Raw genomic sequence first — 12,797 nt, 5'->3', positions numbered from 1 at the left:
GCAGGTGTAATGCGGACAGTTTAATGGAACATGGGCCAGTCTAAATATCGAGTTGATAAATCCTTGTAACGCTCTCAGTGGCATAGAAAACACGCGTTTCACCATGAGTACTGTCGTGATAGCTAAATCACTGAATCGACGTGGCCTACCGCGCTTATTCTGTTTGCTTTGCTCCCACCCGCTAATCGCCTCTTCATCAATCCAAAAGGTCAGAGAGCCACGGTTAATGAGTGATTGGTTGTATTGCTGCCAGTTGGTTGTTTTGTAACGAGGTTTAGGCATAGAGCTACGAGTGAGAGTGGAGGTAGCTGATCAGATCGTAGGTTCTTGATTTAGTTCTATTGAATTACGCAACAAAGCCTATCGGCATAGCCTGCAGGCTTTTGAATGGCGAGGAAGCCACGAGAATAATAGATATAGCCAGAGAGTTTTTCGTTACAGCTGGCACGCACAGATTTGAGTCGGTTGAAACTGTTATAGCTATAAAGCGTATAACAAAGCTCTACATTTAAAGTCTCATATGCACCGCAAGCATGGTGTCACGCTGAATCCTAAAAAGGACATCAAGCCACTACTTGCAGTTGCCAAGAAATCGCGTAAATACCAATGGTTGAAGTAATATGATTCAATCGTCTTCCAGCAATCTGTGCTTAATCTTCACCAAGGCTTTAATAACTTCTTTAATCCGAAGTTGAAACGCGACAGAGGCTCCTTCGGGGCGAGTCCAATACACGGCAGAGGGACTCGCCTAATACTTAGTGGGAGAATCTGCTAGTTCTATGCCAGAGGAAGACATAAGTCGTAATTGAGTGAGTGTTACCACCCAACCCTCAGATTTCTTCTTTTCGAATCAGGGCAGGTAAAGCTTTCTCTAAACTTGGGGCCAGTTCAATTAGCCCGCTTGGGGTTTTCCGACCTAGAATTAGGTTTAATTATGCCGAAAAGTTATGCAAAAAGGAGCGTATTATTTGCCTTTTGCCGTTGTAGAAGACTAAGAGCTATAAAGTTTATCACGTCTGACGTAGGCTAAGGTCGCCCTTTCACGAATTAAGGAGGGCGTTAAAGGGAGAGGTTCTAGGCGGGATCGGCGAAGTTAAGGTGAACACCGTAACAATCTGAGCATGTGTGAATGCCAAATCAAGTGATGTGTTCTGCTGGGGTTCTGAGCAAAATAGGAAAAAGAAAAAAACGACATATGAGATCGTTGATGGTTACTGTCATGGAAGCTGGCCGGGAGCAAATAATGAGAAAATAAAACACTGCTCTCAACGGATCTTGTGGGACTTCCCTTTCGATATCAACCTCTAATCCATCAAGTAACGAGCTTAAAACCTAAAGAACATGAGTACTGCTGAGGACATTTTTCTGTTGAGATGTAACCAGTTCCGCTATTGGCATGCAAGATTCCCAAATCGTCTACTAATTAGATGGAGGATGAATTTTTCGGGGAAATGTGTTCAATACCCCAATCAGCTGTAAATCGTAGAACGATTAACAAGGATGCCGTGTTCGGCCAACGTATAACTTAGATTGGCAGAGCTCAAAGTCGTAGAGGCATACCAGCGAACACACCAAAGAAGGAGGTTAGGGCGAAGTTTTGCCATTTGAACTCAAAGTTGGCCAGAGGGCGGGATTCGTTAAAAATCTCTTCTGTATATACATTATTACTGCGCTTTTCTAAATTTTTCATTATAAATTATAAATTAATTATTATAAAAATAAAGATTAAATATATATTTTATCATTGTGATAAAATATGGGATATAATATATGAAATTTCTAAAAACAAATTCATTTAAAAAACTATGTTTACTCGCTTTTTTATTTAATATTAATAGCGCTTTTTGCTCTTCCACTGGACCTAGAGAGGAACCTTTTTCGAGGCTTTATCTTGAAGGCACCTATGTGAATTTATCGCCAAATTCTAAAATATACGCCAATAATAGAATGCAGGCCGAAATTGAAATTTATTATCAGTTGAAATCTAATTACACGTTTGACAATGCAAGTCTCAAAAAACTCTATACGGCGGAAACGATTGACTCGCTCTCCGTCTCAGATTCTCACAGCGGGTATGTATTAGATATCAGGCTTGAGGATGGAAGTAACCGAAACAGACGAAGAGAAGGCTATAGGAGTGTTTCTAAGTTTGTTTCAGGTAACCGTGCAGATGTTTATCATCTGTGTGTCCAAGCGACGGCCACCAATAATATCACTGGTGAATCTCTTACCCAAAATACTTGTAATGGAACCACAAACAAATCTTCTGCCATCGTCGAATTGTTGACCCCAAGAACCTTTACCAGTTCAGATTTTACCTACGAAACAAGCAATAGCGGATGGAGTGATGGGGCCATTCTTCATCTCAATAAGTATAAGCCTAACAATTTTACGCTCCAGAAAGTTTGGCAAGAAGGGGGGCTGAGATTTAATAATGACCACCATAGGTTGCTGGGGACTTATAGCAACAGCCAGTCCTCTTCCGCCTTATACTGGATATATGATACAGATGCTGGCCATATCAACATACCATTTTCAACTACCTATGACACTGGCTGGAAAGACCGGGTTGTCTATGGCGATCTCAATACAGATGAGGCCATTATATTCGTCAGCTCATTTGGGCGCGGTATTTACAGCAGCAACTCTGCTAACATCTCTAAAGCATTTCCTCCCTATGACTGGAACCAAAGTATTAGTCCTGATGGAAAAATAGTGTATTTCGAAGATAAATTTGGCAATAGAGGATACTTTAGTTTTTCAAGAACTAGCTACAATGATTATTTCGAGGAAGGGTACTATTTAAGAAGAATACATAGTGAACATAATTAATAGGTGATTAATAAAATGTCTTTTTTATCGAATGCACATAACTTCTCAATTATTAATAATTCAGGTGTCGATCCTAGGACTGGGGCTTATATATGTTCAATAAGGCTCGCTGATTTTCTATCACATAAAACCGTAGGTTCTCCCATTTCCTTGGTATTAAACTATCGTGCCGAAAGTGTTCGAGATGAAGGGTTTGGGAGAGGCTGGCTTCTTTCTTTCAGTCGTTTTGAAAAAGAAGATAGTATTATTTACCTGAGCTCAGGACAAAATTATAAAGCGATTTATAATCATCAGACTAATGAATATAAACTCCCATACAGAAAAATTAAAGATATTAAGTTACTCTATTCTCTCAGTAATAATGAAATTAATGTTATCTATAAAAGTGGGATTGTAGAATCGATAGACTATGAAACGGGAGCCTTGAAAAAGATCACCTCCATCCAAGGCTTGGAAACAACATTCCACTATAGAGAGAGTGACCAAACTAGCAAATTGTGGAAAATAACGGATGGCTCAGGAAGAGAATTACGGATAGATTATTGGTCTGAAGACTTAAAAACAACGGTCACACAGGTTGTAGGTGGAGAAACCTATCAAACACTGGTTGTTGATAAAGAAAGCAATGGTATTTATAAAAGATTAACAACGCTTCATTTACCTGATGACGAGTCGAATATCACTTTTGAGTACGAATACCTGAGTAATATTAACTATGATCTCCTGACAGTCTTTTCTCATCCCAGTGGCCTGAAAGAAATCCTCACTTACCAAAATGAAGGGCACAGCTTTCCGAGCGGTGGGCCGGTCAGTAAAGTCCCTTATGTGACTATGCATCGATTTGTCGCTGGGAATAATCAACCTGACCGAGTAACAAACTATACTTATTCAGATAAAAACTATCTCGGTTTTGCTAGTGAAGCCGCGTTCGTCAATGGAGAAGATACTCTATTCAAATCTAGGAGTGACTATGAGTATAGTAGTGTCGAGAAAATAAATAGCACGCAATCCATAACACGGTCTTATAATAAATATCATTTACAAAAATCTATAGAATATCGCCACAATGAGGTTCTTTACAGAAAAGAAGAGTACGTTTATTACGCGGAGATAAATACCAGTATTGAGCATCAACCAGCCAATTACTCATTTCTGAAGGAAAAACATGAAACTCACTATGAAGATTCTGATTCTAGAACGTTTGTCCATAAGTATCAGTACGATGATTATGGGAATCAAACCTTAATTCGAGAGATAAATGGTGATCAAACGAAGCGAGTCTATTACACCTCTTCAGGAGAGGGTCAAGCATGCCCTCCAGAGCCTAATGGGTTTGTTGCCTTCCTGCAGGAAGAAACTTTCCAGCCAGCTTCCTCTATTACTAGTCATGAACAAGAGAGGAAAAGTGTCTTCACCTACCAATCCTTACCCCGCATCGGAGGAGGCAACTTTGTCGTCCTTAAACATGAAGAGAGCTCTCTGAGTCGTGTAGATTATGTTTACTTTAACAATGTTGAAGAGCTTACTCATGGTCAATTACAAAAAACCTCTACTTTTATCAATGATTTTGTTTCACGAAAGGACTTGTCGTACCGTTATACCGACCAAGATGTTGAAATTACAAGCGCACTAACAACACATGATAATTTAGTCGTTACCACCCAAGTCAAGCATGATTTAAAGAGTGGTGAAGCCGTTCAGTGGGTCGATAGTGAAGGAGTTATCTCAAGTTGTCGATACGATCTTCTTGGTAGGCGGACTCGAGAGATAAAGGCGGAAGGGACGGATTATGAAGCGGTAGTGAAGTATGTCTATCGTGTTGGTGATGGGCTCAATCAATTGAAGAGCATAGAGCCTACCGGTATCCAAAGCGTCGAAGACTACAACAATGCAGGCAAGGTCATTAAGACAAAACGAAGTGATCTTAATGGTCAACTCATCGTGTTGAGTGAACTCAGCTATAACAGCCTGGGTCAATTGATTGAGCAGCAAGAATTTGATAACTTTTCGACCAGTTCTTCAATGGTAACTAACTACGAATACGATGCCAGAGGCAACCTTAGTAAAATCACCCACCCAGAGGGAAGGATAGAAGTCATCAAGCAAAACCCCGTCAAGATGACTATAAACTATTCGATACAAGGTTTGCTTTCAGAAATTCGTTCTTTTGATTTAATGGGTAACTTATTAACAAAGGAGCTGCTCAACAGTCATGGGAAACGGTTAGCGTTTTTCCAGAATACTTATGATGCCTTAGGCAACTTGGTGTCGAGCACAGACCAGAAAAGTCATACTGTTGAATACACCTATGATACCGCAGACCGAGTTGTTTCAACACGTCAAATCTACGATGGTGAAACGCTTGAAATATCAAAAAAATACGTCCGTTACAGCCATGATCTTTTGCCTGTTGAAACCAGTGTTAATAATAAAACCATTGGGATTAGGGTGTATGACGGGCTATCTCGCATGGTATCTGAAGTGTCGAGTTCTGGAACTGAAAAACAGTCTTTTAGCGGGGCTTCTCCAATTCCCACGAGGGTTGTTATGGCGGATGGTAATGAACTCGAGATAACGTACAATAAGTATTTGAAGAAAGCCACGGCCTATAATGTTTCAGGCAACGAAGCGTTGAATGTCACCTATCACTACGACGCAAAATCTGGTCATCTAGTACGTGCAGAGAATAAAAATCTCATCAGTGCTTATGTGTACTTTAAAGATGGGATGACGAGAGAGGAGATGGCGTTTTTCCCCAATACGTCTGTTAGACTTTTTAGCTTTGAACAATATCACCTTTCAGGCAGGCTGGATTTTAAGCACGATTATTTTGGTAACGTCGTTAGATACAGCTATGACCGCTACGGAAGAATGTTTTATATCGAATATATTAAGCAAGATTCGAATAATGAGAGTGTCCATACATTCAGCACTTTAAATTATGATCACTATAGTCGCTTGGTCGGATGTGATACTTATAGGGGAAATGATCACCTTCAAATTAAACTAGAATTAAACGATGTCGGACTAGAAACGAAAAGAAGTGTTCATCTAAACTCTCAATTACAGTTTTCTTTGCAACAAGTTTATAACGATGAACTTCAAATCAGCCTAAAGACACTCGAAAGAGACAACAAAACAACGGTTGAAAAAATGTCATACGATGATTTCCATCGACTAGTTGATTATCAGTGTGATGGCTTTGAACACCCCAAAGATACATTTGGCAACAAAATCATTCGACAGCAATATAGTTATGACTTGTACGGCAATATAACCAAACTTATCACGTTTTTTTCAGACGGTACCGACAATATTTGTACATATACTTATGATACTGATGACGTGGTGCGTCTTACGTCAATCTCTAATACCCACATTAGCTACTCTGAATCGGCTAACTTAACTTATGACACATCAGGAAACATAACTAAAGATGAGCGGGGGGCGCTTTATCATTATGACGCTCTTGGTCAATTGAATTCAACTTCTCTGCCTATTAACAACAAGTCTTATCAATTCGAATACGACGCTCAAGGGCGTGTAGTGGCGCAAATTGGGCAAGACGAACCCAAGATGGAGCTTTATTATCAAGGTGACCAGATAGTCAACGAATTATACGATGGATGGCACACTTGTTACCATAACGTGGGTGGTTTATGGACGGACCGTACTATTTCTTCGTACCTCAAGTTTAATATCAGCCCTTCAAATTATGATACCTCGGTGCATCTTGCTGAACATCAATACTTACTAGGAAACGCCCAACATAGTGCTATCGCTACTCTAACCTCACACCATGGCGATGATACTATTTCGACAGAATACAAAATGTACACCCCCTATGGACAAGGTTGAGGTGAAGGCGTGATTTATAGAGGAAATGTTTATCATGAATAAGAATTATGGTTCATCCGGTGTTAATCAAAGATATATAGATCTATCAAAAAGAACTTTTATCAAGTATTCCACCTCATTGGCTGCTTTATCCCCGTTTATTTACTTTACTCCAAGATTTCTCTTAGCTGGCGAAGCCTTTAAATCAAAATTTGAATCTTCAGGGTTAATTGTGCCTGTTAAATTTTCTCAGAGTCGGTTAGGTTTTAATGGCGAACGTGAGATTAGCGACATTGGTTCAGGGCTATATCATTTAGGCAATGGTTTTCGGATTTATAGTTCAGGTTTGACTCGCTTCCATTCTGCAGATGTGTTGAGTCCTTTTGGAGAGGGAGGGAGTAACTCCTATAGCTATTGTTTTGGCGATCCTGTGAATTTGCGTGATCCCAGCGGAAAGTTTGCGATATCCAGTTTAATTATAGGGGCGATTGTAGGGGCAATTCTAGGGGCGGGCATCTCCGCAACTGCAGAAGGAATTCGTGCGATAGTGACGGATACGCATTTTGAATGGGAACAAGTTGGGATTGGGGCCGCACTTGGCTTTATCTCAGGAGGATTTGGCGCGGCAGCAACGGGAGCAAAAACCAGTGTACAAGTGGGCCTCGCGATTGCTGATGCTTCTGTGTCAAGTGCAGTTAGCTTTGGTCTTGAATTGGCGACTGGCTCAAGTGCCAAAGATGCCGCTTTAAATGCGGGAATTGGGGCGGTAATAGGCCTTGTAACGTTTGGGGCAGGAAGAGGGATCGGGGTGGCTCGTAGCAGAAGAGCATTGATGGCTACACGACGCCAAGCGATGGAGATGGTTGAGTTAAGACATTGGTCCCCTCTTGAAGATCTCACGACCATAACAAGGCAGCGCTCACCAGGTTATCAAAGAACAGCAGCTATCTACAGGAGCGCCGACGATTATGTCTACAGCCATGGGGGGATTGGGTTAACCATGACGCCAGATGGTTTTAAAACAGCTGGACGGCTTGCGGAGTATCTACCAGAGGGCGCGCGAAGCGTTCAGAGGTTTAATTTGCAAACCTGTTTCGGGGCGACCGGAGGAAGCATGTTTTCTCAAGGGCAGGCTTTAGCCAATCATCTAAATACTAGAGTGGTTGCTTGGCCAGGTAACTACGTCCGCAACCTACCCGCAACTTCAGGGAGAGTGTTCAGACCTCAAGCCCCTGCATTAGCCAGGGTGACCAATAGCTTCAATACCGCGGCTGGTAACCTGAATAAACTCGTCATTTATGGTAGGAATCCGTCTTGGTTATGATAGTTAGAATGACAGTAATTTTTAACTAATGTGCTTTTTTACAAAAAATCTAGAGGTAAGTTGGTGGGGATAGGGGTTGTTGCCAAATTTGGGTAAAAGTAAAAAACTTCTGTCTGGCCTTTTGCCGAGTCCCGTCCTATGGCTAACTTTTAGTTCAAATGGAAACATAATATTCTCCCAGTTTGGTTGTTTATTTCATTATTGTAGCGGATTACTACAGGTGGATGCCGGCATTGCAACTGAGCTTGAAGCAGCAGCGAGTGAGAGCGTCCGGTTATTGGTTCTTTATCATCGAGGGGGAATTCACGCTCAAGCGATAATGTAACACTCTTCTTGTCTGGGCCTTCATTAGTATTAGAAGTGCTTATCTCACTGGCATATGACACTTTTAACATTGAAGGTTGCAACCCGATCGCTGTCGCATTCGCAATGAGCAACCTAGGCTCGGTATCACCTTGTTGAACAAAACCAGCAGAACGGGCTGGTAGGAGTAACTCTAACTCGAGGGGCGAGTCGTTGGGGATGATGCTTAAAATCGGTGTGCTTGGCTGCCCACTTTGGCTTGATAGGCAAGATAAAATGGCGACCACTTAAGTTAGGTGTGTTAGTAGAGGGGATGACGAGCGGAGATTGCATTGTGTTTGCTGAAGTCAGTCGAATTGCACGTTCAACGTTACAAGTACTAGAGGTACTCGAAGTGTGCATGAAAAAGAAAATTAATGTCTATATTGCAAAGGAAAACTTACAGTTATATGGCTCGAGGCAATCTCATATCACCGCTAAGGTGCTAGGAATTGCGGCAGAAATCGAGCGTGAGTTGATCTCGCTGAGAACGAAGGAAGCGCTCGCCGCCAGAAAGAAAAACGGAATGATTCTCGGAAGACTGAAGGGCCAAGCCGAGAGGGTGAAGCGCCGAGTACGCTGCGTGACTATATGAAGCTAAGGGTTAAGAGAGTTATGAAAAGTGTTTGGCGGGAGACATGTGCTTACCAAAAACGGCTGCAATAATGAGGAGCTCTTGTTTTCGAATGTAGTAAATCACATGGTGCTTCGAAGGAAAGCGGAAGTAGTCTTGGCCCAACTCTGAAACTTCTATGCCGATCAACTTATTGCTAGCCAGTAATTCCATTGATTACTTTAGTTCTGAAAAGTAAGTGGTCCATTGTGTTTGCCCCCATCGCTCTAATGTATAGCGACGAATATCAATGAGATCAGACTGCGCTGCATAAGAAAGCTTATATTGCGTCATTAATCAAATTTACCTTGGTCAAGTGCATTCATGAAATCGTCACCGTCGACTAGGTTATCTGATAGAAAATCGGCCTCTGCTTGTTCGAAGCGCGATTTCACCACCATCAATTTCAGGGCTTCAAGTTGCTCATATTCTTCACAAGACATCATCACCGCAACCGGTGAACCGTTCTTATTGATTTGTACGGGTTCACGTTGAGCCTTCATTAGTAAATCGCCAAATTTAGTTTTAGCTGTATTAGCAGTAAGTGATTGCATAATATTCTCCTTTTCGTTCATTATAAACGAATCTAACGCTTTAACTGATTTGTATGATTTTAGTTATACGGTTAATCCAATGGCGTGTCCATAAAGGTGTAATTTAGTGGATACGACTTGTTACCCCTCTCAGAACTGTCCAGTTAGTCTTTTAAATGTATATGTACACTTAATTAAAACTATCTTAATGTTCACTTTAGGGTTCATTTCATGAAAATTGGCTATGTCCGTGTCAGTATTCAAGACCAAACGCTCGACGTTCAACTTGAACAGGTTAAAGCTATAGGTTATGAAAAATTCACCAAGAGCAAGCGAGGGGGGGAATCCCCAGAGAGAGAACTGCTTAACCTGTTGCTGGACTTTGCGAGGGAAGGGGATGTTATTCACGTTACTAAAGTCGACCGTATTTTGATCGTAATACCATTGATGCTTTGCAAATTGCTGAGCAGCTAGCGAGAAAGAAAGCCGGTTTGGTCTTTCATTACTTGGGCGATTTGGATATTAACAGTGATGTGGGCAGAGCGCGCGCTCAGAAGGGAGGCACCTCTAAGACGCTCACCAACTCATTCAAGAGATTGCAAACCAAGGCATGAATAAACTGCGCTCAGTAAAGAGTTAGGGTGTAGTCGGACGACTGTTTATAAGGTCTCGGGATAAAAGTGTAGGTGAATTTGTAAAAAATCGTATTTTGCAGGGCAGCAGGAAGATATATGTTAACTTCAAATTAAACCTTTACAAAAACGAGATAATGGATAATAATGTTATCGCTCTGTTGTTCAGAGTTATTAAATGAAACATCAAGTTGTAAAAGTAAAACCCTCAGAATTCCTCGTTATTGTTGTTTTCCTCAGTGTTTCCCTTAGCTTCATAGATACATTAAATAATTCCAGCTCTCAGCGCATCGCATTTTGCGATTAATTTTTATCTTATATAAGGGACACAATATGTCTAACAAAACAAATGGCGTAGTAAAATGGTTTAACGAAGAGAAAGGTTTTGGTTTTCTAACTCAAGACAACGGCGGTGCTGACGTATTCGTTCACTTCCGTGCTATCGCATCTGAAGGTTTCAAGACTCTTAAAGAAGGCCAACAAGTGTCTTTCGAAGTAGAGCAAGGCCAAAAAGGTCTTCAAGCTGCAAACGTTGTAGCTGCATAAGATTTTAAGTAGGCGCGAGCGGAGATACCGCTTGCGTCACTTCCCCCATCTTAGAGTACTTATTTATAACTCCCCACGAAAATATCCAATATTCTCCCAATACTTTTTGTATTTGTCGTTACGTTTCTTATTTACTTCGTTTTTATAAATAAAATTATTAATATATATCAATAGTAGTATCTCTAAAAGACTGCTAGCTTCGTTATATCTAACGAAAATAAATAAGGATCAACCATGTCTCGAACAACAGGCCGTAAACTTTTTTGGTTTCAACAACAAAAGAAAAAAACGATAAATAATAAATAGGAATAGTATGAAGATCACATTTAATTTATTTAAAGACAACCTCTCTTGGGGTGGGATTATTCACCAACTTAATGGTGATGTTTTAAGGCGCCACGTGTTAGTGAGCGGAAACGTGGATGATATGAATATTAAATTTTCATACTGCGAAACGACTTTAACAGGCAGCATTACTGATCAACATGATTGTGTACTTGGTGATTTTAGTATTTTGGCTTAAATCTAAAGCACAGGCTTGTAATTAAGCTTACTAATAATTGATTACACAGTTGTCCGACTGAACCCTAACTCTTTGTTGATTGTGTGCTTGATATCTTGCTCCGTAGGCTATTGACTACTTTGGTAAAGCGGCTTGTTAGGAAATCGGTCGACATGCATTCCTCGGCTCGTAATCGCCCCCTGATTTCATTGTAATACAGCAAGATGCGCTTCTTCATATTTCAGCGGAGGCGGAAATTGTGGTGTAAATGACTCTATATGCACCTCTATTTATAAACCCTAGCCCTTAAAGTGCTTTATCAAATACTTCGGGCGTAATGTTAATATACCAATCTAAATTTACTTTCTTGCGCCTGATTAGCCCTCGCTCCTCAATAATTTCACAAGATACGCGGAAGTTGTTTGGAGGGACCTCTCTCCTAAGAAGTTGGTTAATAGCATGGTTGACCACCGTAGACTTACCTTCTTTGACTCCCTTCACGAATCCCTTTGCCAAACAACTTAATATCTCTTTTTGGATTTGGCTGAGTCTTTGATTTCTCATTTCATATTTTTATTATTCCTTGTAGCAATGATTAAACTTTAAATTTGAGAAGGAGGGTATGTTGTTTGGGTATACCTTATTGTCACTAGTTGAAAATTGCACCTAACCATTAAATGTCATAATATAAATGACATACCTATTTAGATCATAACCTAAAAGTCACTTAATCAAAATTATGTACATATTTGGATACTTAAGAGCATCAACTATCGAACAAGATGCAGAAAGAGCAAAAAAGACCTTATCAGAATTTGTTGAACAAAAAGGACTTCGTATTGCTGCTTGGTATGTTGAGCAAGAATCTGGCGCTTCGTTGCAAAGACCTAAATTACTGCAATTATTAAGTGATGCTAAAAAAGGGGATTTGATCATGATTGAGCAGATTGATCGACTCTCTCGTCTAAATGAATCTAGTTGGTCTAAATTGAAAGAAATGCTGTACGAGAAGGAATTGAAAGTCATTAGCTTGGATTTACCAACTAGTCACATCGCCATGGCTCCTGAAATATCCGATGAGTTCACGAATTCGATGATTAAAGCGATCAATAACATGATGATGGATATGCTCGCGGCGATTTCTCGTAAAGATTACGAAGATCGACGTCGACGCCAAAAGGAAGGCATAGATAAAGCTAAGACAATGGGCAAGTATCGAGGAAGAAGGCCCGATTTAGAGTTGCACGAACAAATCTACAAACTTCGAGTTCTTAAGGAGATGAGCATCAATGAAACAGCTAAGTTTGTGGGAGTGTCACCACGAACGGTCGTTCGTGTCGTCAAAAGAATGAGAGTTGAGCGTAACGAGAGCTAGGCATGTCTCACATCAAGTTGGGCCGGAATCGAGCAATTTTATAGCAGAAAGCGAAGTGATAGCGCTATTCGTGAGGGTTGTCTTCGTAAAGCAGGAGCCTCGCCCTTAAACTAGCAAGGCTTTATACTTTCTCGGCTAATGAGAAAGTTGTGCTAGTTCGTCTTTATTCAATCCTGTGACATCCATAATGGCTTCCTGATCTAGACCATTAAGCATCATCTTGCGCGCCATCTCCTTGAGGGCTTCTTGGCGTCCTTCTTG

Annotated in this window: 9 protein-coding genes and 3 pseudogenes; 8 read left to right on the top strand and 4 right to left on the bottom strand. The window is 40.8% G+C overall.

Annotation, left to right across the window (positions count from 1 at the left end):
* A partial coding sequence (locus AB4589_RS20385; protein WP_198594426.1) for a transposase occupies positions 1-282 on the bottom strand: 282 nt, incomplete at its 3' end.
* A 1,488-nt stretch (positions 283-1,770) separates the two neighbouring features.
* Here AB4589_RS20385 and AB4589_RS20380 point away from each other — a divergent pair.
* The 4 genes and pseudogenes from AB4589_RS20380 to AB4589_RS20365 form a co-directional block, all read left to right on the top strand.
* Entirely contained in the window at positions 1,771-2,832 is a 1,062-nt protein-coding gene (locus tag AB4589_RS20380) for a hypothetical protein (protein WP_229648408.1), read from the top strand.
* A gap of 15 nt (positions 2,833-2,847) precedes the next feature.
* Positions 2,848-6,690 carry an RHS repeat protein gene (locus AB4589_RS20375; RefSeq protein WP_017101797.1) on the top strand — a complete coding sequence of 1,281 codons (3,843 nt, stop codon included), beginning with the start codon at positions 2,848-2,850 and terminating at the stop codon, positions 6,688-6,690.
* 34 nt (positions 6,691-6,724) lie between these two features.
* Entirely contained in the window at positions 6,725-7,993 is a 1,269-nt protein-coding gene (locus AB4589_RS20370) for an RHS repeat-associated core domain-containing protein (RefSeq protein WP_016800081.1), read from the top strand.
* Between the two features lie 568 nt (positions 7,994-8,561).
* Positions 8,562-8,903 (top strand): annotated as a pseudogene (locus AB4589_RS20365) (recombinase family protein); the annotation flags it as partial.
* A 45-nt stretch (positions 8,904-8,948) separates the two neighbouring features.
* Here the strand turns inward: AB4589_RS20365 and AB4589_RS20360 are convergent.
* Positions 8,949-9,242, bottom strand: a pseudogene (locus AB4589_RS20360) (type II toxin-antitoxin system RelE/ParE family toxin).
* Positions 9,242-9,502 carry a type II toxin-antitoxin system Phd/YefM family antitoxin gene (locus tag AB4589_RS20355; RefSeq protein WP_017101801.1) on the bottom strand — a complete coding sequence of 87 codons (261 nt, stop codon included), beginning with the start codon at positions 9,500-9,502 and terminating at the stop codon, positions 9,242-9,244. The pseudogene AB4589_RS20360 and the gene AB4589_RS20355 overlap by 1 nt, the downstream one beginning before the upstream one ends.
* 210 nt (positions 9,503-9,712) lie before the next feature.
* On the opposite strand from AB4589_RS20355, the pseudogene AB4589_RS20350 reads away from it, so the two are divergent.
* The 3 genes and pseudogenes from AB4589_RS20350 (at position 9,713) to AB4589_RS20340 (ending at position 11,182) form a co-directional block, all read left to right on the top strand.
* Positions 9,713-10,159 (top strand): annotated as a pseudogene (locus AB4589_RS20350) (recombinase family protein).
* 287 nt (positions 10,160-10,446) lie between these two features.
* Positions 10,447-10,659, top strand: coding sequence for a cold-shock protein (locus tag AB4589_RS20345; protein ID WP_102258025.1), 213 nt, complete (start codon positions 10,447-10,449; stop codon positions 10,657-10,659).
* Between the two features lie 313 nt (positions 10,660-10,972).
* A complete protein-coding gene (locus tag AB4589_RS20340) occupies positions 10,973-11,182 on the top strand; it encodes a hypothetical protein (RefSeq protein WP_016800083.1) in 210 nt (69 codons plus the stop codon).
* Between the two features lie 285 nt (positions 11,183-11,467).
* On the opposite strand, the gene AB4589_RS20335 is transcribed toward AB4589_RS20340, so the two are convergent.
* Complete coding sequence (locus tag AB4589_RS20335) at positions 11,468-11,725, bottom strand: hypothetical protein (protein ID WP_016800084.1); 258 nt, start codon at positions 11,723-11,725, stop codon at positions 11,468-11,470.
* 175 nt (positions 11,726-11,900) lie between these two features.
* Here AB4589_RS20335 and AB4589_RS20330 point away from each other — a divergent pair, with 175 nt between their 5' ends.
* Entirely contained in the window at positions 11,901-12,536 is a 636-nt protein-coding gene (locus AB4589_RS20330) for a recombinase family protein (RefSeq protein WP_017103703.1), read from the top strand.
* Positions 12,537-12,797: the final 261 nt, after the last annotated feature.

It is taken from the genome of Vibrio sp. 10N.222.49.A3, assembly GCF_041475145.1.
Lineage (GTDB): Bacteria > Pseudomonadota > Gammaproteobacteria > Enterobacterales > Vibrionaceae > Vibrio > Vibrio tasmaniensis_A.
This window is presented reverse-complemented; position numbering and strand designations above follow the sequence as displayed.